This window comes from Sinorhizobium terangae (genome assembly GCF_029714365.1).
In the GTDB taxonomy this organism is placed as follows: Bacteria; Pseudomonadota; Alphaproteobacteria; order Rhizobiales; family Rhizobiaceae; genus Sinorhizobium; species Sinorhizobium terangae.
On record NZ_CP121659.1, the window covers coordinates 2,825,620 to 2,850,695 of the forward strand.

Below are 25,076 nucleotides of genomic sequence, written 5' to 3' on the forward strand. Positions count from 1 at the left end.
TTTGCGCTGGTAAACGCGTGCCGAGCCGTCGCGGCGGTTTTCCTCGACGGCATATTCGTGTAGGCAGCGGAGTGCTATCCCGCCACTAACGCCCTGCACTGCATCGAGAGCCACCTGATGATCATACTGCGTTCGATCCTTTTCAACCTGGTCTTCTATGCCAATCTGATCGTGCAGATGATCGTGTTGACGCCGATCTATTTCATTCTCCCCCGCAAGAAAGCCTGGTTCGTGCCGAAGAACTGGGTGCGCAGCAATCACTGGCTTCTGGAGAAGATCGTCGGCACAACGTTCGAAATCGAAGGTTTGGAAAATATTCCGCAAGGGCCTTATATCTTCGCGCCCAAGCATCAGTCCTTCTGGGATGCCTATGCGCTCCTGCCTTGGCTCGACGACCCGTTCTACATCCTCAAGCGCGAGCTCACCTGGATACCGCTGTTCGGCTGGTACATCATCAAGCAGCGCATGGTGCCGGTAAACCGCGCGGCGCGCGGCAAGGCGATGACCGACGTCATGGAGCGGACCAAGAACGAGATGGCGACCGGGCGGCAGTTGATCATCTACCCGGAAGGCACGCGTCGTCCCCCGGGGGCTCCGCCCGAATACAAATACGGCATCGCCCGCCTCTACCGTGATCTGAAAGTTCCGGTGGTGCCCGTTGCCATGCATCCCGGCCTCTTCTGGCCGCGGCGCAAGTTCCTGCGCTTCCCCGGTCATTTCAAGGTGCGCGTCCTGCCGCCGGTCGAGGCCGGGATGGATCCGGATGCGTTCCTCAAGAAGCTGATCGAGGTAACCGAGGCCGCAAGCGATGAGTTGCTTGTCGAGACCGCCAAGGCCAATCCGCAGCTGCCGTTGCCGGAGACGGCAAAGCAGCGGCTGCGCGAACTCGGTCAGGCTTGAACTGCGACCGCGCCCGTCGCGGTCAATCTTGCAACGACGTCCTCCAGCCACTGGTCGCGGATACCCATTTCCTGGAGATGCGCGAGCGTGTTGAGCACGTATTCGATGTTCGGCCCGGATTTGCCGGAGGCGGTCGCAACAGTTTCTGCCGCTTCCGCCGCGCTGAGTGCTCCGGCATATTGGGCGTGGCCGCGGTCGATCACATAGGCAAGTGCCGGCACGCGGCGTCCGTCGGCAAGCTGGACCGGCATGGTCCGCTCTCTGTAGACATGGGTTACAAGTTCACGCTCGCGCAGATAGTCGATCACGTCGGCTTTTTCGCTTCCCGGAACACGGAATGCGGTGCCGATGCAGGAGCCGCCATAGTCAAGGCCGAGCACGAGACCGGGCCGCTGCTCCGTGCCGCGATGCACCCATGAACGCACGCACAGCGAACGTCGGTAGCCGAAGGCGCGCGCCGTCGACTTCTCTTCAAAACGGAAACCCGGGTTCCACATCAACGACCCGTAGCCAAAGACCCAAAATTCGTCCATATCAACTGCCATTTAATCCATGCCGCCTGCCACGTGTTGAACCATTCGCGAGCGCTGTCGTGATCGATCAAGCCGAAACTATTTCGGCACACGGAAGGGGAGGCCGGCAACCATACACAGGAATGAAAAATAGTTTGCAGGATCGGCAACCGCCACCCGGAACGGAATGAGAAAGAATGCCAGGTCGTTTTTCCATCCCTTCCGCCTTCGATCAATGGTCCGATGGGGGCCCGGCCACAGCAGCAATTGGAGTACGCGATTAGAATGACCGTCACCGATGTCGCCAACGGATCACCAGCCGGCAAGAAATTTCTCTGGCTGACAGTGGGCATCGTGCTCGCCGCCGGCATTTATTCTGCAGGCTGGTTCTTTGCTGCGGACCAGATTGAAAAACGACTGACAACCTACCTCTCGGAAAAGCGGCCGAACGGCCTTGGCGGTGAGTGCACGGAGATGGACGTGCGTGGTTTCCCGTTCCGCATCGGCCTTTTCTGCGACAAGCTGCGGCTCGACGACAATCTTCGCGGCGCCTCCGCATCCTTCGGCGCCTTGAGAACGGCCGCCCAGGTCTATCAGCCGGGACATGCCGTCGTCGAACTCGACGGTCCCGCCGAGGTCCGGATGTCGCCCGGCCTGACGCTCTCGGCCGATTGGACGCTGCTGCACGCGAGCCTCAAGGCGACGATGTCGGGCCTCGACCGTACGTCGATCGCCTATGACAATCTCACGGGAACGGCGCGTTGGCCGTTGACGGGCGACAGCCTCGGTTTCGGCGCAAGCCACGGCGAGATGCACCTGCGCCAGAACGGCGAAGACCTCGACGCCGCCCTGAGCGTGGAGAAACTCGATCTGCGCCCCGCACAAGGGCCGAGCCTTGCCGCCCCGGTCGATGTCGCAGCGGACGTCACTGTCGTCGGCAAGGCCGGGTGGATGCAGGCGGGAGCCCTTTCCGAACACATGCTTCGCGGCAGCAGCGGCGAACTGCGTCACTTGACCCTTGACGCGGGCGACGGAATGAGCGCGAAGCTTTCGGGCCCCTTTTCGGTGAATGATCAAGGCCTGATTTCCGGCGAATTCTCGCTGACTATGATGAATATCGATGCCTGGCGGGCAAGTCTCGTGAAGGTGGTTCCGGACGAAACGGACCTGATCAACAACATCGCCAACATGCTGAAAACGCTTGCCGGCGGCAAGAACGAGGCAACGGTGAAGCTCAACGTCCGCGATAGCACTGCCTTCGTGGCCTTCATCCCGGTCGGCGTGCTGCCGCCGCTCTGAAGAGCCCTGATGTTTCCTTAGATCGTAGCCGACTAGCGCATCGGCCCGAAAATCGGACCCGATTTTCGGAAGGCACGATGCGTGGAATCAAAGAGTTACAGCGTCCTTTGTGCGTCGGATAAGACGTGCGGCGCTGTAGGCGATTATTTGGGATCCATTGCGTGCCGGCCGAAATCCGGCATGGCCGTATCCTGGCCCGCCTGGATGATCGAGCGGCGGATTGCCCGCGTGCGGGTAAAGAGGTCGAACAGCTTGTCGCCGTCGCCCCAGCGGATGGCTCGCTGCAGGTATGCAAGGTCCTCGGAAAAGCGGGCGAGCATTTCCAGGATCGCGTCCTTGTTGTGCAGGCAAACGTCACGCCACATGGTCGGGTCCGAGGCGGCGAGGCGCGTGAAATCGCGGAAGCCCGACGCCGAATATTTGATGACCTCGGACTCGGTGACCGCTTCGAGGTCATCTGCCGTGCCGACGATGTTGTAGGCGATGATGTGCGGAACGTGCGAGACGATCGCCAGCACCTTGTCGTGGTGCTCCGGATCCATCTCGTCGACCATCGAGCCCATCGTCTCCCAGAAAAACCTGAGCTTTGCGACGGCCTCTTCATCGGCACCGGGTAGCGGCGTCAGGATGCACCAGCGTCCGCGGAAAAGTCCGACGAAGCCGGCGTCCGGGCCGGAATGCTCGGTGCCCGCGATCGGGTGGCCGGGGACGAAATGGACCGTGTCGGGCAGGTGCGGCGCCATCTGTGCGATGACCGAGCCCTTCGTCGAACCGACATCGGTAACAATCGCGCCGGGCTTCAGATGCGCGGCGATTTCAGCAGCGACGGCACCGGAAGCGCCGACCGGCACCGAAACGACGACGAGGTCGGCATCCTTGACGGCCTCGGCTGCCGAAAGCATGTAGCGGTCGCCAAGGCCGAGCTGCTCCGCCCGGGCGAGCGTCGCAGCACTCCGCGTCGAAACGACGAGCGTACCGGCAAGCTGCTTCTCGCGAATTTCCCGGGCGATCGACGATCCGATCAGGCCAATGCCGACGAGGGCGATCGTTTCGAACTGTTGAGCCATCATTCTTGTCCCATGAATTCAGTCAGTGCGGCGATGACGCCTTCGTTCGCTTCCTCGGAACCGATGGTCATGCGGAGCGCATTGGGAAAACCATAAGCGCGCACGGCGCGCAGGATGAAGCCGCGAGCCGTCAGGAACGCATCAGCGTCCTCGGCCGATTTGCCGCCCGTCTCCGGAAAATGGATCAGCACGAAGTTGGTGACCGAAGGCGTCACCCGCAGACCGATTCCCTGCAAGGCCGCAGTGACCTTTGCGAGCCAGGTAAGATTGTGATCGACCGCCGCGGCAACAAAGGCCTGGTCGCGGATCGCTGCCGCCCCGGCGGCGATCGCCGGCGCATTGAGATTGAACGGGCCACGCACACGGTCCACGGCGTCCACGATCTCATGCGGGGCAAACATCCAGCCGATGCGAAGCCCGGCGAGCCCGTAGATCTTCGAGAACGTCCGCGTCATCACGACGTTGCGATTGGCCGACACCAGTTCGAGGCCCGCCTCGTAATCGTTGCGCCGGACATATTCCGCATAGGCAGCGTCCAGCACCAGCAACACGCCGGAGGGAAGACTCGCATGCAGCCGGCGGACCTCGTCCACGGGGATATACGTGCCTGTCGGGTTGGCCGGATTGGCGATGAAGACGATCTTCGTCCGCTCTGTCACTGCAGCGAGGATCGCGTCGACATCGACATGCGCGTCCTTTTCCTTGACCGTAACCGCAGTGGCGCCCGCCGCCATGATCTGGATCTTGTAGACGAGGAAGCCGTGCTCGGTGATGATCCCCTCGTCGCCCGGGCCGAGATAGGTGTGGCAGATAAGCCCGAGCAGCTCGTCGGAACCGTTGCCGCAAACGATATTGGCCGGGTTGAGGCCGTGAACCGCAGCGATCGCATCCTTCAGCGCATGCGCCTGACCGTCCGGATACCGTTCGAGATTGAAAGCCGCCTTCTGGAACGCCTCGATCGCGTGCGGGCTGGCGCCGAGCGGTGTTTCGTTCGACGAAAGCTTGTGGACCTTGGCAACACCCGGCGCATGTTCGTTGCCTGGCACATAGGCGGCAATGTCCAGAATACCGGAACGCGGCTGCGGGCTCTTTGAAACAAGGTTCATCGGATCGGCTTTCACGGGAGGAAATGTGGCCAAGCCAATAGCGGGGCGGAGGAAATTTGTCGAGTGCGGCAAGCCCACGCGACTACAGCACCGTGGTCGGCAGCACCGGCTGGGTGCGCGTGCTCGGCACGCCATGCGGCGCCAGCACCGGCACGAAGACCCGGCGCGAGGCGCGGACAGCGACCGGCAGGCCCTGATAGAGCCGTTTTTGCGCCTCCACGATGATCACTCCGGAAAACACAGGCCACAACGAACGGCCGAACCGCTCCAGGCTGCGTCGCAAACGGAGAACGACCTTGCGCTTCGATGGCGGAAAGAACAGCGCCTCGGAAGTGGCGCCGGGCGTGAAATTTGTCTCGCGCAGGAGCGCCGTCAACTGGCCGCGCGAATAGGGCCGTCCCGAGCCGAAGGGCGTGTGCTCCATCCGCGCCCAGACGCCGCGACGATTCGGCACGACGATCACCAATCGGCCGCCGGGCGCGAGAACGCGCCAGATTTCCTTCATCGTTTCGCGGGGGCTTTCAGCGAATTCCAGCGAATGGACCATCAGCACGCGGTCGATCGAGGCGTCCGGCAGCGGCAGTTCCTCGTCGAAGACCAGCGCGGTCGAAGACAATTCCGCGACAGGCCAATTCACCGCGCCCTGCCCCGCCGGCATGAAGGCGAAGGTCCGCTCGGTGTCGGCGCGGAATCGTTCGAGATAGGGCACGGCATAGCCGAGACCGACGAGCCGCTCCTCAGGCAATCGCGCCCAAACCGAGGAGAGCGCCATGCTGACGGAATGCTCCGCCATCCGGCCCAGCTCGGAATGATAAAATTGGCGAAGATCGACGATATCCGTGTGCATGGCCAACATGTTAGCTTTGGAACGGTAGACTTCAAGGCGAGCCTCGCTACATTCCGCTGGAGCGGGATGGGCGTGGCTTCGCCCGCATCCCGCGTCACGCCCGATCGGAGGACCTCATCATGGCCGCGCTCGAACTCGACCTCTTCCTCTGCCGCACCGATAATTTTGGTGTGCTTCTCCATGATCCGGCAAGCGGTGCGACGGCATCGATCGATGCTCCGGAAGAACGGCCGATCCTCGAGGCGCTCGAGCGGCGGAGCTGGCGCCTCACGCATATCCTTACGACCCATCACCACGGCGACCACGTGGCGGCGAATGTCAGCCTGAAGGAGCGCTTCGGCGTCACGATCATCGGGCCAAAAGGCGAGGCATCTAAGATCCCTGGCCTCGACAGGAGCGTCGGCCAAGGGGACCGTTTCGATTTTGCCGGGCACCCGGTCGAGGTCATCGAAACGCCGGGACATACCGCGGGCCACATCTGCTTCCATTTCCCGAAGGATAAGCTGCTGTTTGCAGCGGACACGCTGTTTGCGCTCGGCTGCGGGCGGCTGTTCGAGGGAACGGCCGAGACGATGTGGCAATCGCTGAACCGGCTGATGGCGCTCCCGGACGACACCGCCGTCTATTTCGGCCACGAGTACACGCTCGCCAATGCGCATTTCGCCGTGACGATCGACCCCGAAAATACAGCGCTCAAGACGCGTGCCGCCGAAATCGAGGAGACGCGCTCGGACGGCGGTTTCACCGCACCAACGACGATCGGCCTCGAAAAGCGGACCAATCCATTCCTTCGCGCAGGCGACCAGAAGATCCGCAAGCATCTTGCCATGGAGAGCGCGAGCGATGCGGAGGTGTTTGCAGAGATCCGCAAGCGCAAGGATAATTTCTGATGGACGTCTCGCGGCACCTGACGCCGGCCGCAATTGTCGACGCGCTTGGGTTGGCGAGGCATCCGGAGGGCGGCTGGTACGTGGAGACCTTCCGCGACAGTGGCGCGCCACGCAGCCATTCGACGGCAATCTACTATCTGCTCGAAAAGGGCGAGCGCTCGCACTGGCATCGCGTGCGCGACGCGGCCGAGATCTGGCACTACTATGCGGGCGCCCCTCTCGAACTCAGCATCGCCGAGCCGGGCAAGCCGGCCTCACGCTTCCGGCTTGGGCCGGATCTGCTTGAGGGCGAAAGGCCGCAACGCGTCGTTCGCGCCAACTGGTGGCAGTCGGCCGCCTCGCTCGGAGACTGGACGCTCGTCGGCTGCACGGTAGCGCCCGGATTCGACTTTTCCGCCTTCGAAATGGCGGCAGCCGACTGGCAGCCGCCTGAGGAATGAGGAAAGACAGGGTTTCCGTCTCCGCCCCTCATCCGGCCTGCCGGCCACCTTCTCCCCGCGAGCGGGGCGAAGGAGATTCGAGGCAGCGCCCCGTCCAGAAGCCCCCTCTCCTCGAGGGTTAGGAAGGGGCTTCCTTGCACCTATTCCGCCGGCTGCGGTACAGCGATCCTCTTGCGAAAGATCATGTCTCTCGCAGCCAGCACGGCGCCGCCGGTCACGAGCAGGCAGGCGGCGGCAATACGCCAGGAGGGGTCCGCAAAGCCGAACAGGATCAGGACGAGCGTCGAGAGAACCGGTGCGGCATAGCTGGCAACGCCGAGAAGCTGGATGTCTCCGTTCTTCACACCGAAGTCCCAGGCATAGAAAGCCGCGCCGACCGGCAAGAGGCCAAGTCCGGCAACCGCCAGCCACTCGAAAGCCGTCTCCGGCCATACTGTCGTTTCGAGACCGAGATGGCAGAGGAAGGAAAGGATGGACGTCGCAAGGCAGAAACCGGTGACGACATCGGTCGAGACCGCTTCGAAGCGGCGCGTCAGCAGGGAATAGCCCGACCACGTTAACGCGCAGAGGAATGCCGCGCCGTAACCGAGCGTATAGGCCTCATCGAAGGCGACGCCATTGCCGGCGACGATCAGGATCGTGCCGACAAGTCCCGCCAGTGCGCCGGCGATGTGGTTCCAGCGAAGCTTCTCGCCCGGCAGCAGCGTCGAGCCGACCACGATCAGCAGCGGCCAGAGGTAGGCAATCAGGCCCGCCTCGACGGCCGGCGCGTTGCGAAGCGCGGTGAAATAGAGAAAGTGATAGCCGAAAAGCCCGGCAATGCCGGTGATCCAGACCTTGGCCGGCTGCTTCAGCAGCTTCAATCGCTCCGGCTTCAGCGCAAGCACCACGATGCCCGGCAGGCTACCGATGAGGAAACAGATTGCTGATAGCTGGAACGGCGGCATTTTGCCCGAAGCGGCGGTAAAGAGCGCCAGCAGCGACCACATCAGGATCGCGGCAAAACCGATCAAGGTTGCCTTGAATTTCATTCCTGCCCCCACGCCCGGCTCACGTGCGTGAAAGCCGCGTCAAATCAATCATGCATTGCATAGTTAGCGTCCGTTTGCGACGGACGGAAGAGAATTTTCGGGATTGATCACCCGCCGAATCGCGTCGCGGAAACGGTTACCGGACCAAGCTTCGTCGGGATGCGGACATAAACCGGGGCATAGACATCGACGGCCTCGGCCCTTGCGAACCAGACCTCCATCGTCTCCAGCCGGCGCAGATATTCGACGTCCTCGCGCCCCTTCCTGTATCCCGCTCTTGGAACGAAGCGGACACCACAGACGATGACTTCGCCCTCGAATCCTCTGGTCTTGAAGCTTCGGGTCCCCTTGGGCGAGAGCTTGATGTCGAGCCGCGATTCGCCATCGAAGATCGGCAGCGTGTTGGGGCAAACCCTGTTTTTCCCCGGAATGATCAGCCCGGAAAGCGGGTCCAGTACGTTGCGCATGTCGCGGCTCGTCACCGGCACCCAGTTCTTCGGAAGCGGGTTGCGTTTCGGGGTCATGCTCGCGCGTACGACATTGCCGTTCCGGAAGGTCACGCTGATTGCGCGCGATTTCCTGCCGCTGCGATAGGACATGGAATATTGCGAGGCGCGCAGATGATCATTCGCGATCACACCGGAAACGCGCGTCTGGCCGGACGTGCGGCTGATGATGTCGACGAGTCCGGCGGAATTCAGCGTGCCGGAAATCGTGTAGCGATTCTTTACGAGTTCTGTATGGAAAGTGGCGCGCGCCAGGGGTAAGCCGGCAAGCGAAATGCTGTAATCCGTTTGATGTGCGATATCTGCAGCTACCGATGTTGTGGAAAACATCGTGGCAGCCAGCAATGCTGATGCCCGGAAGCCATTGCGCCTGTTCATGCCCGAAGACCTGTCGTTTCCTTGCCCCTTGCAATCCTCTGGGATGCAAGGGGTTTGCGGCTTTTTTTGCGCCAATTGCTCAAAATCCGGCCAGCCGCAAGGAGAACAGGCGGCACCTTTTCGTTGCACGGCGTTCAGGAGAAATAGCGCAGTGAGCAACGGCTTGGAATGGGTATCGGGAGAGATTATTGTAGCGGCGGCAGCGATCGCGTTGCGGTTTTTCTAGAATGCGCAGGGTTTGGCTTGACTGGCAGGCCTTCTGTGACTATAGAACCGCGACTTTCCAATAATGGCCAACAGGAACGCGGCCTGGGCTCTGGGCCCGCTACCGCATTGTCCGGCGGCGATAAAGAGAATAGGTGTACCATGTCCCGTAGTTGCGAATTGACCGGCAAGGGCGTCCAGTCGGGCCACAATGTCAGCCACGCCAACAACAAGACCAAGCGCAAGTTCCTCCCGAACCTGTGCAACGTCACGCTGATTTCCGATGCTCTCGGCCAGCGCTTCCGCCTGCGCGTTTCCGCAGCCGCTCTCCGCTCGGTCGAACACCGCGGTGGCCTCGACGCTTTCCTGCTGAAGGCTGACGAGAACGAGCTGAGCATGCGCGCTCGCCTGTTGCGCCGCCAGATCGTCAAGAAGACCGCTGAAGCAGCCTGATCGGCGCCAGCTCTTCCGACAAGACTTGAAGGCTTGCGGACTTCGTCCGGCAAGCCTTTTTCTCGTGTCGTGATCTATTTAGCCGCCGGTCAAGCACCCGGTCACGTTCTCCAACTGGTGGCATCACCCAGGATAAAAAAATGCTGATCAAACGCACGTTCTTTGTCTATGTCGTACTCATGACCCTCGTGGTCGTGGCGTCGAATTTCCTTGTCCAATACCCGCTTCCGGGCTCCATTGCCGGCATGAACCTCGGCGACCTGTGGACCTGGGGTGCTTTCAGCTATCCCTTCGCCTTCCTCGTCACGGATCTCACCAACCGCCATTTCGGCCCACGGATCGCGCGCCGCGTGGTCGTTGCCGGCTTTATCGTCGGCGTCACTGTCTCGATCTACCTCGCGACGCCGCGCATCGCGATCGCCTCCGGTTCCGCGTTCCTGTTCGGTCAGCTCCTCGACATTTCCGTGTTCAACCGCCTGCGCCGGCAGACCTGGTGGCAGGCACCGCTCGCCGGCTCTCTCATCGGATCGGCATTGGACACCGCGATGTTCTTCTCTTTCGCCTTCGCTCCGCTCTTCGTATTCTTCGGACCGAACGACAACTTTGCCCTCGAGACCGCTCCCCTCCTCGGCGTGCTCGCAGCAGGAGCGCCGCGCTGGATTTCCTGGGCGCTCGGCGATCTTCTGGTGAAGATCCTGTGCGGCATCGTGCTGCTCTTGCCCTATGGAGCGCTGATGAGCGTCATCAAGCCGATGCCGCCCGCCAACGCCACCGCATGAGACCAGCGGAGAATGAAAAATCACGTTGACGGGGTCGATGCGGCCCCGTTTTCGTTTGCGACGTCCCTCGCTCCTAATGAGGTGCTGAGTTGGCTCAACCCAAAACCAACCGGAATTCGAGCATCAGGTTGCGCTCGAGAATCGAGTGGTTGTCATCGGAAACGATGATCACGCGAATCTCGCCGTCGGGCCGAACGACGACATCCAGCCCCTCCATATTGTCGATCTGATAGCTCATGTCGGCCTTGAGCAACACCTCGCCGTCGACGACGGCGCCCGGGCGGATGTCGGCGGCAGCAATCCTGCGAATGCGCATGCCGAGGCCGGAGGCCAGATTGAACCGGCGTTCGAGGAGAAGCAGATCGCCATTTGGCAGGAAGTCGCCGTCGGTAACTGCATAAGGATCCTCGCGGACGACCGTGAAGGCACCCTTCATCGGCCCTTCGAGTATGCCCGCCAGAAGGTTATCCGCCTTGTCGACGCTGCGTTCCGCCACCACGACCGCAGCACCCCGAAGCGGACTGTTCTTTGGCGCGATCGCCATCGTTTCGAGGCCGCCATTGATGCGCAGTTCCTCGATGGGAAACGGCAGGGCCATCTGTCCCACGGGTCTTGATCGCGCGAAACCCGGGTCGGGATAGACCTCGACACGGGCCTGCTGCTCATAACTGACGATCGCCTCACCTTCGCGCAACGCCAACCCTTCCGAGTCTACTCTCCATTTTTCGAGCTCGGCGCCACCGTCCCCATCGATCATCGAGGTCACGGTGAGGTCGGTCAGCCCCAGAAGCCTGCCCCTATTGTCGCGGACGACGGCTCCTTCGACCCAGTGGCCGGTATCCATCACGGCGACGAAGGAATCGCTGCCCGGCCGGAACCGGATCGCTGAAATCGCGCCGAGCAGCGGGTTGCGCGAGCTTATTTCGATGCCACCGATGAATTCGAGGTGGCCGAACACCGTCTCGTTGGAGCCGGCTTTGAATTGCCTTATCTGCCGCGCCTGAACCGGCACGATTTCGGTCGTCGGCTCCGGCTGCGCGATTGCAGGCGATGCCAGAAGGGAGAGAAGAACGAGACTTCGACGGAGCATCTAGGAGGAACCTTCGGAAGGCAATGCGAGTGCGTGACAAGTCGCAGCGGCATTCCCGCTCTCAAACCGGACTTAGAAGCCTTCGCAGGCAGAAACCACTCAATCAATTTCGTGCCGTGGATCGGCTGCACCCCTAGCCCGCGCGGCGCATGCGCACTGGGCGACGATGCAGACTTTCGTCCTCGAAAAGCGCTGCAAGCTGCTCCGTCATCGCACCCGCCAGTTCGTCCGCATCGACAATGGTCACCGCCCGGCGGTAATAGCGCGTCACGTCGTGGCCGATACCGATCGCCAGAAGCTCGACCGGCGAGCGGGTCTCGATCTGCTCGATAACGGCGCGCAGGTGGCGTTCGAGATAGTTCCCAGGGTTCACCGACAGCGTGGAATCATCGACCGGCGCACCGTCGGAGATCATCATCAGGATGCGCCGTTGCTCCGACCGCGCCAGCAGCCGGTCGTGCGCCCACATCAGCGCCTCGCCGTCGATGTTCTCCTTCAGCAAGCCTTCGCGCATCATCAGCCCGAGATTGCGGCGCGCCCGACGCCAGGGTGCATCGGCGGACTTATAGACGATGTGCCTCAGATCATTGAGACGGCCGGGCGCCTGCGGCTTGCCACCCGCCAGCCACTTTTCGCGCGACTGTCCGCCCTTCCACGCCTTGGTGGTAAAGCCGAGGATCTCCACCTTGACGCCGCAGCGCTCCAGCGTGCGGGCGAGAATGTCGGCGCAGGTCGCCGCGACCGTGATCGGCCGGCCGCGCATCGAGCCGGAATTGTCGATCAGCAGCGTCACAACCGTGTCACGGAAGGTCGTATCCTTCTCGCGTTTGAAGGAAAGCGGCTGCATCGGGTCGATGATGATGCGTTGGAGACGGGCCGTGTCGAGATAGCCCTCCTCGAGGTCGAACTCCCAGGAGCGATTCTGCTGCGCCATCAGGCGGCGCTGCAGGCGGTTGGCGAGGCGGCCGACCGCTCCTTGCAAGTGGGCAAGCTGCTTGTCGAGGAACGCACGGAGGCGATCGAGCTCCGCCTCGTCGCAAAGCTCCTCGGCGGTGATCGTCTCGTCGAATTCCCGCGTGTAGACGGTGTAGTCGACCTTCTCGTTGAAATCCGCGAACGGATGGTTCGGCCGCTTGACCTCGCCGGGCGTCTCGCTCTCCTCTTCGCCCTCGTCCTGAAGGTCGTCGTCGGAGATCTCGGCGCCGTCCATCTCGCCTTCTTCCATCTGCTCCTCGGCAGGCTGGTTCTCATCGGCGGGTGCGGCGTCGGAGCCTTCTTCCTCGTCGCTGGCGTTCTCGTCCTGCTCCTGGCTGCGCGGTTGGTCCTCGTCGGTCTCGCTTTCCTGCTCGTCCGGTTCGATATCGTCCTCGGCGTATTTCTCGGCAACATCCATCGAAGACAGCATGTCGCGCACGACGCGGGCGAAGGCCTGCTGGTCGTTGATCGCGGCGGGCAGGTTGCGCATGTCTCCGGCCGCCTTTGTCTCGATGAAATCGCGCCAGAGGTCGAGCACCTTGCCGGCCGATGCCGGTGGCTTCACCCCGGTCAGCTTTTCACGCACGAGGAGCGCCACCGCTTCTTCAAGCGGAGCATCCGACTGGCTCTCGATCGCCGCGAAGTTCGCCTTGGCATATTTCTCGTCGAGCATCGAGGAGAGGTTGTCGGCGACACCGGCCATCCGGAGCGCACCGATCGCCTCGACGCGGGCCTGCTCGACCGCATCGAAGATCGCCCGCGCATCCGCTCCCTGCGGCGACATCGTTGTGTGGATGCGCGCGTCGTGGCACGCCTTCCGCAGCGCCATGGAGTCGCCCAGGCCTCGCGCCACGGCAAGTTCCTGCCGGCTCGGGCGCTTGGAGAGTTCCGGAAGCCGGATGCGTTCGCCCGCCATTCCGGGGCGCTCGTTTGCAAAGGCGACTTCGATCTCGGCATCGCCGGCAATCGACCGGATGCAACCGGAAAGCGCCCGCTTGAACGGCTCAGCGGCGTTTTCCCTCGTGGTCGGTTTCGCCTTGGAGTTCGAGCTCACGACAAATCCTTTTCAGCCAGTACGGTGACATCCGGGCGTTGGAGGCCTGCGAAGCCGGCTTCTCACCGAAGCCGGCAGAAGCCTTAGGCGGTGGCTTCCAGCACGATGTTGGCGGCGCTCTCCTTGAGCTCGACGCCGAAGGCCCGCTGGTAGTGCTCGGCGACTAACGCCCGCTCCAGCTCGTCGCACTTGTTGAGGAACGTCACGCGGAAGGCAAAGGCGATATCGCCGAAGATATAGGCGTTCTCCGCCCAGGTGATGACCGTACGCGGGCTCATGACCGTCGAAAGGTCGCCATTGATGAAAGCCGCACGCGTCAGGTCCGCGACGCGAACCATCTTCGATACCGTCTCGCGGCCCTTGTCGGCAGTGAAGCCCTTGACCTTGGCGGCGACGATGTCGACCTCCTTGTCATGCGGCAGATAGTTGAGCGTGGTGACGATCGACCAGCGGTCCATCTGCGCCTGGTTGATCTGCTGCGTGCCGTGATAGAGGCCGGTCGTGTCGCCAAGGCCGACCGTGTTTGCGGTCGCAAACAGGCGGAAGGCCGGGTGCGGACGAATGACGCGGCTCTGGTCGAGCAGGGTCAGGCGGCCCGACGATTCGAGCACGCGCTGGATAACGAACATGACGTCCGGACGGCCGGCATCGTATTCGTCGAAGACGAGCGCGACATTGTGCTGGTAGGCCCAGGGCAGGATGCCGTCCTTGAACTCGGTGACCTGCAGCCCGTCCTTGACGACGATCGCATCCTTGCCGACGAGGTCGATACGGCTGACATGGCTGTCGAGGTTGACGCGCACGCAGGGCCAGTTGAGCCGCGCTGCGACCTGCTCGATATGGGTGGACTTGCCGGTCCCGTGATAGCCGGCGACCATGACGCGTCGGTTGTGGGCGAACCCTGCAAGAATGGCGAGCGTCGTTTCGCGATCGAAGAGATAGTCGGGGTCGACGTCGGGCACATAGGCGTCGCCCTTCGAATAGGCAGGAACGCGCAAATCCGTATCAATGCCGAAGACCTCCCGGACCGAGATCGTCGTGTCGGGGAGGTTGGAAATGTCGAGGTCAATCTTGCTCATCATGTCTCCAGAGCGGCCGCCGGTCGGCACCCGCGCATTCGCCTGCATAAAGTGCTTTCTGTCATAATCCGCGTTGTTAGCAGAAACCAGCCTGTTTTAACAATTGATAGGCTTGAATAACCGCGCGAAAACGGTCTTCAGATCCTCTGTCTCCGCCATTTGCATCGGGGTGATGCTTCTTCACCAGATCCTTGTAGGCCGCCTTGATATCGGCAGCCGTTGCCGAGGCGGCAAGGCCAAGCGTTTCGAAAGCCTTGGCTTCGAGCGTTTTCAGCTTGCGCAGGCGCGGTTCGTGCCGGGCCGACCGGGCGCGCGCCTCGTTGAAGAAGCCGAACGGATCGCGCATGCGGGCCTGCGCGCCCGCCGTGCCGGAGCGCATCTGCGACTGGCTCGGCCCATTGCGGGCGTTCCTGTTGACGCCGACGGTCCAGGTCGGACGATGACCGGTCACGGCTTCCTTCTGGTAGCGCGCGATCTCGCTATCGGAAAGCCCGGAGAAATAGTTGTAGCCCTTGTTGTATTCCTTCACATGCTCGAAGCAGAACATGAAATATTCGCCTTCGGCGTTGCGGCCGACGGGCGCCCGATGCATCGCCTTCTTGTCGCAGCCGTCCCACTGGCATACGGGCGCAGACGGTTCTGCGCGCGGCTCCACTCTGCGGCGCGTACGGATGCGATCGAAGTATTTTGAATCGAGTTTCATAGCCGACATTATGGGGTTTGCAGGCCCCCACAACAAGAATTGACAAAGGCGAATGTTGCTGGCTTTGTGCGAGCATTTTGCGCCGCTACTGCATGTTTCCTTAAATCGGAGCCGATTTAAGGATGAAAACAAGCAGCACCTCAAAAGTGCTACAGCGTCCATGGCGCGTCTCGCAAGACGCGCGGCGCTGTAGCGCTAATATGGGCGGCACTGGCAGCAAGCAGGGAAATAGGACGGAACAATGTCGCTGCAAAGCCGGATCGAACAGAAACTCCTCGATGCCTTCCAGCCAGAGCGCCTCGCGGTGATCAACGAAAGCCATCTGCATGCCGGTCATCAGCCCGGTTTCGACGGCGAAGGCGAGACGCATTTCCGGGTCAGGATCGTCGCCAGCGCATTTTCCGGCATGAGCCGGGTGGCGCGCCACCGCGCGATCAACGACCTCTTAAAGCCTGAGCTCGATGCGGGTCTGCATGCGCTCGCCGTCGAGCCGGCCGCGCCGGGAGAGCCAACAAGCTGGTGAGCCTCGTCCGGTTATCTCCGGCTTCAACCCTTCGAACTAACCGATCGACGTTTCATCCTCGGCGGGCCGGATGCGCAGTCTGGTGATCCGGTTCTTGACGCGCTTCATGACGATGAAGCGCTTGCCGTAGAAGGTGAAGGCCTGCCGTTCTTCCGGAATGCTCTTCGATTCGTGGATGACGAGGCCGGCGACGGTGGTTGCCTCCTCGTCCGGCAGCGACCAATCTAGCGCCCGGTTGAGGTCGCGGATCGGCACGGAACCATCGACGACGATCGACCCGTCAGCCTCCTGCCGCACGCCCTGGATGTCGATGTCGTGTTCATCGGCGATATCGCCGACGATCTCCTCAAGAATATCCTCGAGTGTCACGAGGCCCTGGACCTGGCCGTATTCGTCGACGACGATGGCGAGGTGCAGCTTGCGTCGCAGAAAGGCATTGAGCTGATCCCTGAGGTTGGTCGTATCCGGGACGAACCAGGGCTTCTGCGCAATCTTGACGATGTCGAGGCTCGCGGGCTCGACGTCGGGCTCCGCAAGCGCGCGTAGGAGATCCTTGGAATGGATGACCCCGATGATGTTGTCGGTCGAGCCGCGCCAGAGCGGCAGGCGCGTGAACGGACTTTCGAGGATTACGCGTACGCAGACCTCCGATTGGTCTTCCGCATTGACCGCCTGCATGGCGGTGCGGTGGATCATGATATCGGAGACCTCGAGTTCGCCGAGATCCAGCACGCCGCCCAGACGATCGAGGTCCGCCTTGATTACGGATCCTTCCCGGTGGAGCAGGTCGACGGCGCCGCGCAGTTCCTCCTGCGCCGTCAGCATCGGCTTGTCGGAGGAAACGTTCACGCCGAAGAGCGTCAAAAGGCGCCGGACGAAGGTATTGATGAGAGAAGACACCGGACCGGCAACCGCCATGAAGGGCCTTACCAGAGGTGCCACGGCGAGCGCGAACCGGTCCGGGGAGGCAATGGCCCAGCTCTTCGGCAACACTTCGGCAAAGACGACGAGCAGCACGGTCATGCTAAGCGTGGCGACCGCCACTGCGGAACTGCCAACGAGGCCGATCAGCAGGCTCGTGGCCAGCGATGTCGCGAGAATGGTGACGAGGTTGTTGCCGAGGAGAAGCGTTCCAACGAGGCGGTCACGCCGCTCGATCAGCCGATTGACGATACCCGCCCGCCGATCGCCGTTGCTTTCGAGCATGTGCATCCGCGCCCGGGATGCCGCGGTCAAAGCAGCCTCCGATCCGGAAAAGAACGCCGAGAGCAACAGCAGGCAGATGACCGAAACAAGAGACGGCCAATGCTCCGCCACGAATGCCCATAGCGTGTCGCTGGTCATCGGGGATGTTTTTCCTTGAGGAAGCTCAGCACCTCGGAAGCCGGAACATCATCGGCGACAAAGGACTGGCCGATGCCCCTGGTCAGGATGAAGGTGAGTTTGCCGCCCTTCACCTTCTTGTCCTGGCCGATCGCGTCCATCAGCCGCTCGGCCGGCGGCAGGCTGCCGGGTATGTCGGCCATCCGCGTCGGCAGGCCGACCGCCTTGAGATGAGCTTCCACGCGCCGCGCATCGTCCGGGCTCGCAAGGTTCATGCGGGCAGAAAACTCGTGTGCCAGCACCATGCCGATCGCAACGCCCTCGCCGTGCACCAGACGCGCGCTGTCATATTCCGTCGCCGCCTCCAGGGCATGACCGAAGGTATGTCCGAGATTGAGAAGCGCGCGCAAGCCGTTCTCGCGTTCGTCCGCAGCCACCACGTCGGCCTTCGCCTGGCAGCTGACGGCAATGGCCTCGATGCGCGCCGGGCCCCCGGCGAAGACGGCCTGCCAGTTCCGTTCGAGCCATTCGAAGAATTCCGGCTTGTCGATCAGGCCGTATTTGGCGACTTCGGCATAACCCGCCCGGAATTCGCGCGGGCTCAGCGTATCGAGCACGTCCGTGTCGGCCAGCACGAGATCCGGCTGATGAAACACACCGATCAGGTTCTTGCCGTGCGGCGAATTGATCCCGGTCTTGCCGCCGACGGAAGAATCAACCTGCGCCAGCAGCGACGTCGGAATCTGGATAAAGCGCGAGCCGCGGCGTACGATGCCGGCCGCAAAGCCGGTAAGGTCGCCGATCACGCCACCGCCAAGCGCGATCACGGCGTCGTTCCGCTCGATTCTGGCGCCGAGCACGGTCTCGCAGACGGGAATGAGATGGTCGAAGCTCTTGGTCTTTTCGCCGGCGGGCAGCACGAGCGACACCGCGTTGATGCCATTTTCGTTGAGGCTCGCCATCAGCGGCTGAAGGTAGCGAGGCGCGACGTTCTCGTCGGTAATGACCGCCATCTTCCGGCCCTTGAGCCGCGAAACGATTTCCTTGCCCGCCGCGGCGATGAGGCCGGGGCCGATAAGAATGTCATAGGAGCGATCTCCGAGGTCGACACGGACCTTGCGTTCAGCGGCGGGTATCACATGGCTAGTCATGGCTTTGAGCTTTCTGGCGATCGGCGATGGCGATGAGAACCTCCTCGACGATCATCTCCTTCTTCACGTCGCGCGATTGGACGGTCAGATCCGCCTCCGCATAGATCGGGTAACGTGCTCGCATCAGGTTTTCGAGCGTCTGTTTCGGGTTCTCGGTTTTCAGAAGCGGCCGGGTGTCGCGCTTGTTCACCCGCTCCCACAACACGTCGAGCTCCGCATTGAGCCAGATCGTCATGCCGCCCTTCTTGATCTGCCGGCGCGAGCGTTCGTTGATGTAGGCGCCGCCGCCAGTGGAGACCACCCGGGGGCCGGATCTCAAGAGCCGTTTCAGCACGCGGGCCTCGAGCGCGCGAAATTCTTCCTCGCCATAGGCCGCGAAAAGCTCGCTGATCGTCATGCGGGAAACCCGTTCGATCTCATGATCGGAATCGATAAAAGGAATGCCGAGCGCCTGCGCGGTCAGTCGGCCGATTGCCGATTTTCCCGCTCCCATCAATCCGATGAAAACGAGATTGCGCTTACCGAGGGCGAGCTTCGCCCGTTCGGCGAGCGTCGCGGAAACCGGTTCGGTCACGTCGTTCATTGCACTTCATTTTCCCCATTCCCCTTCGATATCGACAAATCGACGGGGAGCGTCAAGTCGTCGCGCGTGCTGCGCGACGCTTCTTGAACTCGGCGGCGGGTCCGTTCATATAGTCCACGCATCCGCTGCAGACGCATGGAAGGTCGCTGCGGGACTTTGAAGAACGACTGCATGATCTTAACCGGCGCCGAGTAGGAATCATGCAGAGGAGACCGAAATGCCGACCCTTTTCCGCTTCCTGTTCTTCTTGGCCGTCTTTGCCGCCATCGTCTATGGCACGATGGTGGCGCTGGTGACCTTCGTCGAGCCGGTCGAACGGGACGTCACGGTGCGCATTCCATCGGAACGGGTCAACAAACCGCAATGACCGACCGATCCGCCGCCTATGTCGAGTCCTTCCTGGAGATGATGAGCGCCGAGCGCGGCGCTGCGACCAATACGCTGCAATCCTATGAGCGCGATCTGGAAGACGCGCTCTCCTTCCTGCGGACCCGTGGCATACGGCTGGCCGATGCCTCGGCCGACGACTTGAGAAGCTACCTTTCACATCTCGCCGGCGAGGGATTCAAGTCCTCGTCGCAGGCGCGCCGCCTGTCCGCATTGCGGCAATTCTACAAGTTTCTTTACGCCGAGGGCCTCAGGGGCGACGATCCGACCGGAATTCTCGACGCGCCGAAGAAGGGGCGCGCGCTGCCGAAGACGCTCAGCATCGATGACGTGACCAGGCTGATCGGCCAGGCGGAAGCGGAAGCCGCCGCCGGCGGTGAAGACACGCTGGCAAAACTGCGCATGCACGCGCTGATCGAGCTTCTCTACGCGACGGGGATGCGTGTCAGCGAACTCGTCTCTCTGCCAGCAAGCGTGCTCTCGCAAAACGGCCGCTTCCTCGTCATTCGCGGCAAGGGCAACAAGGAAAGGCTGGTGCCGCTGTCGCAGGCCGCCATCAGTGCCATGCGCGCCTATGGCGACGCGCTCCGATCGGCGAATGCGGAGGCAGACCGGCCCGAGGAGAGCCCATGGCTCTTTCCATCCCACGGAAAGGCCGGCTATCTGCCGCGCCAGGTATTCGCACGCGACCTCAAAGGCCTCGCGGCGCGTGGCGGCATAAGGGTCGCGACCATCTCGCCGCACGTGCTGCGCCATGCCTTCGCCAGCCACCTGCTCGCCAACGGCGCCGACCTGCGTGCCGTGCAGGAACTCCTCGGCCATTCGGACATTTCAACGACACAAATCTATACCCATGTGCTTGAAGAACGGCTGCATGACCTCGTGCAAAACCATCACCCCCTTGCCAAACAGGCGAAAAAACAGGATTAGGACCGCCGGGCAGGCTGGCTTCGACCGGACAGCCCTGTCGCAAATTGATCGGAAACGCATCTCATGCACAACTATCTCGACTTCGAAAAACCCATCTCTGATCTCGAAGGCAAGATTCTCGAACTGAAGAAGCTCGCCAGCGAAGATGAGAGTGTGAACACATCCGACGAGATCGCGCGGCTTGAGGTGCGTGTACGCGACGCGATGGCAGAGATCTATTCCAAGCTGACGCCGTGGCAGAAGACACAGGTCGCCCGCCACCCGTCGCGCCCGCATTTTCTCGACTACGCCGCCGAACTCTTCACCGAATTCACGCCGCTCGCCGGCGACCGCAACTTTGGCAACGACGATGCGATCCAGGCGGGTCTCGCCCGCTTTCGCGGCATGCCGGTCGCCGTCCTCGGTCAGGAAAAGGGCAACGACACCAAGTCGCGCATCAAGCATAATTTCGGCAGCCCGCGGCCGGAAGGCTACCGCAAGGCGATCCGCGTCATGGAGATGGCCGACCGCTTCAGTCTGCCGCTGATCACGCTGGTCGACACGGCGGGCGCCTATCCGGGCGTCGGCGCCGAGGAGCGCGGCCAGGCCGAGGCGATCGCCCGCTCGACCGAGATGTGCCTCAACGTCAAGGTGCCGATCGTGACCGTAGTTATCGGTGAAGGCGGCTCCGGCGGCGCGATCGCGATCGCAACAGGCAACCGCGTCTATATGCTGGAACACGCGATCTACAGCGTCATCTCGCCGGAAGGCGCGGCTTCGATCCTGTGGCGCGATTCAACGCGCGCCAAGGAAGCCGCCAGCAACATGAAGATCACTGCCGAGGACCTGAAGTCGCTCGGCATCATCGACGGTATCATTCCCGAACCGGTCGGCGGCGCCCATCGTGATCCGGCGTCGGTCATCGGCCGCACCGGGACCGTCATCGCCGACGCGCTCAGGGACCTGTCCGGCCGCAACGGTGACGAATTGCGAACAGACCGTCGGCAGAAATACCTCAACATCGGCCGAAATCTCTGAACCATTGCGATTAAAAACGCCGGCACGGCAACCGGAAATCAAACTGTGGCCAAATCTTGGCCATATTCGTGCGGTCATGAAAGACGGCGTGCGCAGGGGGATCCTGCAGGGTTAAGATTTCGTGAAGAATAATCGCTTACTGATTCGTTGAGGCCGCCCCTCGACGGGTGCGGCGCTCAATGACGGATTGTGTTTTTTAACGGGCCTCTGCCGATGCGTTTCAGGAACCTTGTCGCCACCGCCGCTATCGCAGCCGCGCTCGCCGGCTGCACCAACGAGACGCTGGATTCGGTCAATCTCTCCTCGGTCAAGAGCAAGACCAACTATGAACTCTCCGGCAAGATAACCGCCAAGATGAGCGAACTCGGGATGCAGAAGACGTCCCCGATCGCTCTCAGGATCTTCAAGGAAGAAGGCACGCTCGAAGTCTGGAAGGCCAACACCGCGAACCGCTTCCAGCTCCTGAAGAGTTACAAGATCTGCGCGTGGTCCGGAAAACTCGGCCCTAAGGTGAAGGAAGGCGACCGGCAGGCGCCGGAAGGGTTCTATCCGCTGTTCCCGCACCAGATGAACCCCAATTCCAATTACTATCTCGCGATCAACACCGGGTTCCCGAACACCTACGATAAGGCGAACGGCCGTTCCGGCACGCATCTGATGATCCATGGCGCCTGCTCTTCGTCGGGCTGCTACTCGATGACCGACGAGCAGATCATCGAGATCTTCGCGCTTGCGCGTGACGCCTTCAAGGGCGGCCAGCAAAGCGTCCAGCTCCAAGCCTTTCCCTTCCGCATGACCGCGGAGAACATGGCCCGCCATCGCGACAACCCGAACATCGAGTTCTGGAAGATGCTGAAGACGGGCTACGACCAGTTCGAGGTGACCAAACGCCCGCCGGAAGTGAATGTCTGCGAGAGGAAGTACGTCTTCAACCAGCAGAGCGACGGCGCGTTCAATCCGATGGGCCAATGCCCCGCCATGTCGACGCCGCCGGCCTTGCAGGTGGCGATGGCCAGCTTCGAGAAGGATTACCAGCGCGACTACGACAAGGCACTGAAGAAGTACGAAGGCATGGTCTGGTATGAGCCGACCGAAGCGGAGCGCAAGGCGATCGTCGCCGACCAGCGCAAAGGCCGCGAGCTCGCCTATGCCCCAACCGGCACTTCGCTTGACGCCGGCAAGCTGATGAAGGTGAGCGACCTCGAAAAGAAGCTCGCCGACCAGAAGGCGGCCGAGGAAGCCAAGCAGGCGGCGCTGATCCAGAAGGAGGCGCTGGAGAAAGCGACCCGCGGCGGGGCAAGTGTTCCGGTACCACAGGCAAGCCCGATCGAGCGCCCTGTTCTGCAGGCCGCCATCCACCCGGCGCCCGCCAGGAAATCCTTCTGGAACCTGTTCTCTGCAAGCGAGCCGGAGGTGGCGGCCCCCGCGCCGGCGGTCCAGGCACCCGAGCAGCCGGCCACCGCTCAGTCGGCTGCACCGCAGCCCGCGGCAAACCAGCAGCCGGCAGGCGACCAGAAGCAGGCACCCGCGCCGGCCGGAAACAACGCACAGGTGGCCGCGGCTCCGGCGGATAACTCGCAGGCAGCCGCCGAACAACCCGCCGCCGAGCAACCGAAGAAGCGCCCGTTCTGGAAGATCTGGGGCAATTGATGCCGGACGAACCCAGGACCGTCTATGATCTGAGGGGGCTGAAATGCCCCCTTCCCGTTTTGAAGACGCGCAAGCGCATGCAGACGCTCGCTCCGGGCACCCTGCTCGAAATCGAGACGACCGATCCACTCGCGGTGATCGACATTCCGCATTTCTGCAACGAGGATGGACACCGGCTCGAGGAAGCGGCACCAACCAAGGGCGGCCATCGTTTCCTCATCCGCAAGAAGGCTTGACGACAAGCGGCGACCTCTGAAGTCTCTCGCCCCGCTTGCGGGGAGAGGGCTACTGCATGATCCCTTAAATCGGAATCGATTTAAGGATAAAAACATGCAGCAAATCAAAGTGCTACAGCGACCTTTGCGCGCCCGATTGGACGCGCGGCGCCGTTGTCCTCGGGTTAAACCCGAGGAGAGGGGCAATTCGCTGGGTCTCAGCCCTCTCGGCGTCCCACACCGCAGCGCTCCAAGGCGGCCGGAATTCTTGCTATGATCCGCGAGAACAATGCGGGCTCAACAATGAACGATGCGGGCGGCAATCTTAACGACAGTTCCGGCGCGGCGGTGCGGCCGCCGATCGTCTGGGCCTTGATGGTCGTGGCGGGGCGCGTGATTGACGTGGTCCACCCGCTGCCATTCCTGCCGGCGGCAGTGCCGGCCGGTTGGTTGGGCGCAATCGTGTTCCTGACGGGCCTGGCACTGTTGATCTGGGCGGCGACGACATTCCGCCGGGCGGGAACGCATGTTCCGACCACACAGCCGACGACGACGATCGTCGAAGAGGGCCCGTACCGCTTCAGCCGGAACCCGATCTACATCGGTATGTTTCTCGGCCTGATCGGCCTCGCCGTAGGCTTCGACAGCCTGTGGCTCCTCATTCTGCTGGTGCCGTTTTACTTCGTCATCCGCTACCTGGTGGTGGCCCGAGAGGAAGCCTATCTCGAACGCAAGTTCGGTGACGCCTATCGCGGCTACAGGAGCCGCGTCCGCCGCTGGCTGTGAATCAACCCGGAGCCATCCAAGAGTTTCGGTCCGGGCCTAGAATTTCACTCCGGGAACCGCGAGCGGGTTGTCGGAGAGCGCCTGTGCGTCGGGTCGATCGATCCGCGGCTTGCCGGTGAAGGCATCGAAGAGGTCGCGCACGAAGGCTTCTTCGAGGCCTTTGGTGATCAGTACCATGCGCGTGCGCTGGTCGGCAGGATCGGGCCAGGCGGCCAGCCGCTCCGGCGCGTGAAAAACCGTCTGCACGCCGTGCAGAACGAGCGGCCGTTCAGGGTTGTCCGCCACGGAAACGACCGCCTTCATCCGCAGCAGCTTGTCGCCATGGGCCGAGCGCAGCAGATCGATGAACATCTCCAGCGCCATAGGCTCGATCGGACGGTCGTGCACGATGCTGAAGGACCGGATGTCCGAGCCGTGGCGCGTAACGTCGTGATGGTGGTGATCGTGATGTCCATGATGATGGTCATGGTCATGCCCATGGTCGTGATCATGGTGATCATGATCGGCGTGCGCCTCGTCCTGAAGCCAACGGCCGACATCGGCGACCTTGGTCGACGCGTCATAGAGACCGCAGGCGAACAGATCCGCACGGCCGGCCTCGTCCGTGTCGCCGTCGATCAACGGCGCACGTGGATTAAGGTCCTTGAGCCGCTCGAAGAGGGCATCGCGCTCCGCCTCATTGGCGAGCTTGGTCTTGCTGATGACGAGACGGTCGGCGACCGCGACCTGCTTCAAGGCTTCCACATGGTTCGCAATCGTCTGCAGCCCGTTGACCGCGTCCACGACCGTGACGACACCGTCCAGCCGGAAGTTCTGCGCGATGACCGGATTGCCGAGCACGGATTGCAGCACCGGCGCCGGATCGGCAAGCCCGGTCGTTTCGATGACGACGCGCCTCAGCGGCTTGATGCGGCCGGTCTGCATCCGGTCCATGAGGTCAGCGAGCGTATCGACAAGCTCGCCGCGCACCGTGCAGCAGAGGCACCCGTCGGAAAGCTCGATCACGCCATCGCTCGACGCCTCGACCAGCAGGTGGTCGATCGAGACATCGCCGAACTCGTTGATGATGACCGCGGTGTCGGCGAGGTCGGGATCCTTGAGCAAGCGATTGAGAAGCGTCGTCTTGCCCGCACCGAGAAAGCCGGTGAGGATTGATACCGGCACCACCGGCAATGGACCGTTCATGGCGGACTCCGTC

At 62.2% G+C, this 25,076-nt stretch carries 28 protein-coding genes; 14 read left to right on the plus strand and 14 right to left on the minus strand.

The window, feature by feature from the left end; translation table 11 throughout:
• The first annotated feature begins 117 nt into the window (after positions 1–117).
• Positions 118–900: a lysophospholipid acyltransferase family protein gene (locus QA637_RS13490; RefSeq protein WP_153441591.1), complete on the plus strand. Its 783-nt coding sequence runs from the start codon at positions 118–120 to the stop codon at positions 898–900.
• Here QA637_RS13490 and QA637_RS13495 read toward each other — a convergent pair.
• Positions 891–1,445: a gamma-glutamylcyclotransferase gene (locus QA637_RS13495; RefSeq protein WP_153441590.1), complete on the minus strand. Its 555-nt coding sequence runs from the start codon at positions 1,443–1,445 to the stop codon at positions 891–893. The genes QA637_RS13490 and QA637_RS13495 overlap by 10 nt on opposite strands.
• 252 nt (positions 1,446–1,697) lie before the next feature.
• On the opposite strand from QA637_RS13495, the gene QA637_RS13500 reads away from it, so the two are divergent.
• Positions 1,698–2,711, plus strand: coding sequence for a DUF2125 domain-containing protein (locus QA637_RS13500; RefSeq protein WP_153441589.1), 1,014 nt, complete (start codon positions 1,698–1,700; stop codon positions 2,709–2,711).
• 143 nt (positions 2,712–2,854) lie between these two features.
• Here QA637_RS13500 and QA637_RS13505 read toward each other — a convergent pair whose 3' ends face one another.
• The 3 genes from QA637_RS13505 to QA637_RS13515 form a co-directional block, all read right to left on the minus strand.
• Complete coding sequence (locus QA637_RS13505; RefSeq protein WP_153441588.1) at positions 2,855–3,781, minus strand: prephenate/arogenate dehydrogenase family protein; 927 nt, start codon at positions 3,779–3,781, stop codon at positions 2,855–2,857.
• Entirely contained in the window at positions 3,778–4,884 is a 1,107-nt protein-coding gene (gene hisC / locus QA637_RS13510; protein ID WP_153441587.1) for a histidinol-phosphate transaminase, read from the minus strand. The genes QA637_RS13505 and hisC overlap by 4 nt, the downstream gene beginning before the upstream one ends.
• 82 nt (positions 4,885–4,966) lie before the next feature.
• The gene (locus QA637_RS13515) at positions 4,967–5,740 is read right to left on the minus strand and encodes a class I SAM-dependent methyltransferase (RefSeq protein WP_153441586.1); all 774 of its coding nucleotides are present in this window, start codon (positions 5,738–5,740) and stop codon (positions 4,967–4,969) included.
• A gap of 110 nt (positions 5,741–5,850) precedes the next feature.
• Between QA637_RS13515 and gloB the strand changes: the two genes are divergently transcribed.
• Together gloB and QA637_RS13525 are read left to right on the plus strand one after the other, a co-directional pair.
• A complete protein-coding gene (gene gloB, locus QA637_RS13520; RefSeq protein ID WP_153441585.1) occupies positions 5,851–6,621 on the plus strand; it encodes a hydroxyacylglutathione hydrolase in 771 nt (256 codons plus the stop codon).
• Positions 6,621–7,061: a cupin domain-containing protein gene (locus tag QA637_RS13525; protein WP_153441584.1), complete on the plus strand. Its 441-nt coding sequence runs from the start codon at positions 6,621–6,623 to the stop codon at positions 7,059–7,061. Before gloB ends, QA637_RS13525 begins: the two co-directional genes overlap by 1 nt.
• 140 nt (positions 7,062–7,201) lie before the next feature.
• Here the strand turns inward: QA637_RS13525 and yddG are convergent, their stop codons facing one another.
• A complete protein-coding gene (yddG, locus tag QA637_RS13530; protein WP_153441583.1) occupies positions 7,202–8,092 on the minus strand; it encodes an aromatic amino acid exporter YddG in 891 nt (296 codons plus the stop codon).
• Between the two features lie 107 nt (positions 8,093–8,199).
• On the minus strand, positions 8,200–8,976 hold the full coding sequence (locus tag QA637_RS13535; RefSeq protein ID WP_153441582.1) for a DUF3108 domain-containing protein: 777 nt from the start codon (positions 8,974–8,976) through the stop codon (positions 8,200–8,202).
• Here QA637_RS13535 and QA637_RS13540 point away from each other — a divergent pair.
• The 3 genes from QA637_RS13540 (at position 8,930) to QA637_RS13550 (ending at position 10,412) form a co-directional block, all read left to right on the plus strand.
• A complete protein-coding gene (locus QA637_RS13540) occupies positions 8,930–9,202 on the plus strand; it encodes a hypothetical protein (protein ID WP_167528348.1) in 273 nt (90 codons plus the stop codon). The two genes, QA637_RS13535 and QA637_RS13540, sit on opposite strands and share 47 nt — an antisense overlap.
• A 140-nt stretch (positions 9,203–9,342) precedes the next feature.
• Positions 9,343–9,633, plus strand: a complete 291-nt coding sequence (gene rpmB / locus QA637_RS13545; RefSeq protein ID WP_136508834.1) for a 50S ribosomal protein L28 — start codon at positions 9,343–9,345, stop codon at positions 9,631–9,633.
• Between the two features lie 140 nt (positions 9,634–9,773).
• Entirely contained in the window at positions 9,774–10,412 is a 639-nt protein-coding gene (locus tag QA637_RS13550; protein WP_153441581.1) for a VUT family protein, read from the plus strand.
• A 94-nt stretch (positions 10,413–10,506) separates the two neighbouring features.
• Here QA637_RS13550 and QA637_RS13555 read toward each other — a convergent pair whose 3' ends face one another.
• The 4 genes from QA637_RS13555 to QA637_RS13570 all read right to left on the minus strand — a co-directional run bounded on the left by QA637_RS13555 (position 10,507) and on the right by QA637_RS13570 (position 15,322).
• Positions 10,507–11,502, minus strand: coding sequence for an esterase-like activity of phytase family protein (locus QA637_RS13555; RefSeq protein ID WP_153441580.1), 996 nt, complete (start codon positions 11,500–11,502; stop codon positions 10,507–10,509).
• Positions 11,503–11,635: 133 nt separating this feature from the next.
• Positions 11,636–13,531, minus strand: coding sequence for a cobaltochelatase subunit CobT (gene cobT / locus QA637_RS13560; RefSeq protein ID WP_184108571.1), 1,896 nt, complete (start codon positions 13,529–13,531; stop codon positions 11,636–11,638).
• 83 nt (positions 13,532–13,614) lie between these two features.
• On the minus strand, positions 13,615–14,610 hold the full coding sequence (gene cobS, locus QA637_RS13565; protein ID WP_283061721.1) for a cobaltochelatase subunit CobS: 996 nt from the start codon (positions 14,608–14,610) through the stop codon (positions 13,615–13,617).
• A gap of 76 nt (positions 14,611–14,686) precedes the next feature.
• Entirely contained in the window at positions 14,687–15,322 is a 636-nt protein-coding gene (locus QA637_RS13570; protein ID WP_153441579.1) for a J domain-containing protein, read from the minus strand.
• Between the two features lie 232 nt (positions 15,323–15,554).
• Between QA637_RS13570 and QA637_RS13575 the strand changes: the two genes are divergently transcribed.
• Entirely contained in the window at positions 15,555–15,836 is a 282-nt protein-coding gene (locus QA637_RS13575) for a BolA family protein (protein WP_153441578.1), read from the plus strand.
• Positions 15,837–15,872: 36 nt separating this feature from the next.
• On the opposite strand, the gene QA637_RS13580 is transcribed toward QA637_RS13575, so the two are convergent.
• From QA637_RS13580 to QA637_RS13590, 3 genes are read right to left on the minus strand one after another with little or no spacing between them, the layout of a single operon-like run.
• On the minus strand, positions 15,873–17,180 hold the full coding sequence (locus tag QA637_RS13580; RefSeq protein WP_283061724.1) for an HlyC/CorC family transporter: 1,308 nt from the start codon (positions 17,178–17,180) through the stop codon (positions 15,873–15,875).
• Positions 17,177–18,310: a 3-dehydroquinate synthase gene (aroB, locus tag QA637_RS13585; RefSeq protein ID WP_153441577.1), complete on the minus strand. Its 1,134-nt coding sequence runs from the start codon at positions 18,308–18,310 to the stop codon at positions 17,177–17,179. Before aroB ends, QA637_RS13580 begins: the two co-directional genes overlap by 4 nt.
• Positions 18,303–18,893, minus strand: coding sequence for a shikimate kinase (locus tag QA637_RS13590; protein ID WP_153441576.1), 591 nt, complete (start codon positions 18,891–18,893; stop codon positions 18,303–18,305). The genes aroB and QA637_RS13590 overlap by 8 nt, the downstream gene beginning before the upstream one ends.
• A 217-nt stretch (positions 18,894–19,110) precedes the next feature.
• Here QA637_RS13590 and QA637_RS13595 point away from each other — a divergent pair, with 217 nt between their 5' ends.
• From QA637_RS13595 to QA637_RS13620, 6 genes are all read left to right on the plus strand, one after another.
• Positions 19,111–19,260, plus strand: coding sequence for a hypothetical protein (locus QA637_RS13595; protein WP_153441575.1), 150 nt, complete (start codon positions 19,111–19,113; stop codon positions 19,258–19,260).
• Positions 19,257–20,210: a site-specific tyrosine recombinase XerD gene (gene xerD / locus QA637_RS13600; RefSeq protein WP_153441574.1), complete on the plus strand. Its 954-nt coding sequence runs from the start codon at positions 19,257–19,259 to the stop codon at positions 20,208–20,210. The genes QA637_RS13595 and xerD overlap by 4 nt, the downstream gene beginning before the upstream one ends.
• Before the next feature lie 63 nt (positions 20,211–20,273).
• Positions 20,274–21,227 (plus strand): acetyl-CoA carboxylase carboxyltransferase subunit alpha, encoded by a 954-nt coding sequence (locus QA637_RS13605; protein WP_153441573.1) that lies wholly within the window; start codon positions 20,274–20,276, stop codon positions 21,225–21,227.
• A 213-nt stretch (positions 21,228–21,440) separates the two neighbouring features.
• The gene (locus QA637_RS13610; protein WP_283061727.1) at positions 21,441–22,877 is read left to right on the plus strand and encodes a L,D-transpeptidase family protein; all 1,437 of its coding nucleotides are present in this window, start codon (positions 21,441–21,443) and stop codon (positions 22,875–22,877) included.
• The gene (locus tag QA637_RS13615; RefSeq protein WP_153441571.1) at positions 22,877–23,113 is read left to right on the plus strand and encodes a sulfurtransferase TusA family protein; all 237 of its coding nucleotides are present in this window, start codon (positions 22,877–22,879) and stop codon (positions 23,111–23,113) included. The genes QA637_RS13610 and QA637_RS13615 overlap by 1 nt, the downstream gene beginning before the upstream one ends.
• Positions 23,114–23,365: 252 nt before the next feature.
• Positions 23,366–23,878, plus strand: coding sequence for a methyltransferase family protein (locus QA637_RS13620; RefSeq protein ID WP_234887028.1), 513 nt, complete (start codon positions 23,366–23,368; stop codon positions 23,876–23,878).
• 36 nt (positions 23,879–23,914) lie between these two features.
• Here QA637_RS13620 and QA637_RS13625 read toward each other — a convergent pair whose 3' ends face one another.
• Entirely contained in the window at positions 23,915–25,063 is a 1,149-nt protein-coding gene (locus tag QA637_RS13625) for a CobW family GTP-binding protein (protein WP_153441569.1), read from the minus strand.
• Positions 25,064–25,076: the final 13 nt, after the last annotated feature.

Bases quoted from the DNA above. Each gene is read 5' to 3' on its own strand.
- QA637_RS13525 (WP_153441584.1), top strand. From the start codon at position 6,621: ATGGACGTCTCGCGGCACCTGACGCCGGCCGCAATTGTCGACGCGCTT.
- aroB (WP_153441577.1), bottom strand. From the start codon at position 18,310: ATGACTAGCCATGTGATACCCGCCGCTGAACGCAAGGTCCGTGTCGAC.
- QA637_RS13570 (WP_153441579.1), bottom strand. From the start codon at position 15,322: ATGTCGGCTATGAAACTCGATTCAAAATACTTCGATCGCATCCGTACG.
- QA637_RS13505 (WP_153441588.1), bottom strand. From the start codon at position 3,781: ATGATGGCTCAACAGTTCGAAACGATCGCCCTCGTCGGCATTGGCCTG.
- QA637_RS13610 (WP_283061727.1), top strand. From the start codon at position 21,441: ATGCGTTTCAGGAACCTTGTCGCCACCGCCGCTATCGCAGCCGCGCTC.
- xerD (WP_153441574.1), top strand. From the start codon at position 19,257: ATGACCGACCGATCCGCCGCCTATGTCGAGTCCTTCCTGGAGATGATG.
- hisC (WP_153441587.1), bottom strand. From the start codon at position 4,884: ATGAACCTTGTTTCAAAGAGCCCGCAGCCGCGTTCCGGTATTCTGGAC.
- QA637_RS13580 (WP_283061724.1), bottom strand. From the start codon at position 17,180: ATGACCAGCGACACGCTATGGGCATTCGTGGCGGAGCATTGGCCGTCT.
- QA637_RS13615 (WP_153441571.1), top strand. From the start codon at position 22,877: ATGCCGGACGAACCCAGGACCGTCTATGATCTGAGGGGGCTGAAATGC.
- QA637_RS13590 (WP_153441576.1), bottom strand. From the start codon at position 18,893: ATGAACGACGTGACCGAACCGGTTTCCGCGACGCTCGCCGAACGGGCG.
- QA637_RS13625 (WP_153441569.1), bottom strand. From the start codon at position 25,063: ATGAACGGTCCATTGCCGGTGGTGCCGGTATCAATCCTCACCGGCTTT.
- QA637_RS13515 (WP_153441586.1), bottom strand. From the start codon at position 5,740: ATGTTGGCCATGCACACGGATATCGTCGATCTTCGCCAATTTTATCAT.
- gloB (WP_153441585.1), top strand. From the start codon at position 5,851: ATGGCCGCGCTCGAACTCGACCTCTTCCTCTGCCGCACCGATAATTTT.
- QA637_RS13620 (WP_234887028.1), top strand. From the start codon at position 23,366: ATGATCCGCGAGAACAATGCGGGCTCAACAATGAACGATGCGGGCGGC.
- QA637_RS13535 (WP_153441582.1), bottom strand. From the start codon at position 8,976: ATGAACAGGCGCAATGGCTTCCGGGCATCAGCATTGCTGGCTGCCACG.
- rpmB (WP_136508834.1), top strand. From the start codon at position 9,343: ATGTCCCGTAGTTGCGAATTGACCGGCAAGGGCGTCCAGTCGGGCCAC.
- QA637_RS13555 (WP_153441580.1), bottom strand. From the start codon at position 11,502: ATGCTCCGTCGAAGTCTCGTTCTTCTCTCCCTTCTGGCATCGCCTGCA.
- QA637_RS13595 (WP_153441575.1), top strand. From the start codon at position 19,111: ATGCCGACCCTTTTCCGCTTCCTGTTCTTCTTGGCCGTCTTTGCCGCC.
- QA637_RS13575 (WP_153441578.1), top strand. From the start codon at position 15,555: ATGTCGCTGCAAAGCCGGATCGAACAGAAACTCCTCGATGCCTTCCAG.
- QA637_RS13605 (WP_153441573.1), top strand. From the start codon at position 20,274: ATGCACAACTATCTCGACTTCGAAAAACCCATCTCTGATCTCGAAGGC.
- QA637_RS13495 (WP_153441590.1), bottom strand. From the start codon at position 1,445: ATGGCAGTTGATATGGACGAATTTTGGGTCTTTGGCTACGGGTCGTTG.
- QA637_RS13500 (WP_153441589.1), top strand. From the start codon at position 1,698: ATGACCGTCACCGATGTCGCCAACGGATCACCAGCCGGCAAGAAATTT.
- QA637_RS13490 (WP_153441591.1), top strand. From the start codon at position 118: ATGATCATACTGCGTTCGATCCTTTTCAACCTGGTCTTCTATGCCAAT.
- yddG (WP_153441583.1), bottom strand. From the start codon at position 8,092: ATGAAATTCAAGGCAACCTTGATCGGTTTTGCCGCGATCCTGATGTGG.
- cobS (WP_283061721.1), bottom strand. From the start codon at position 14,610: ATGAGCAAGATTGACCTCGACATTTCCAACCTCCCCGACACGACGATC.
- QA637_RS13550 (WP_153441581.1), top strand. From the start codon at position 9,774: ATGCTGATCAAACGCACGTTCTTTGTCTATGTCGTACTCATGACCCTC.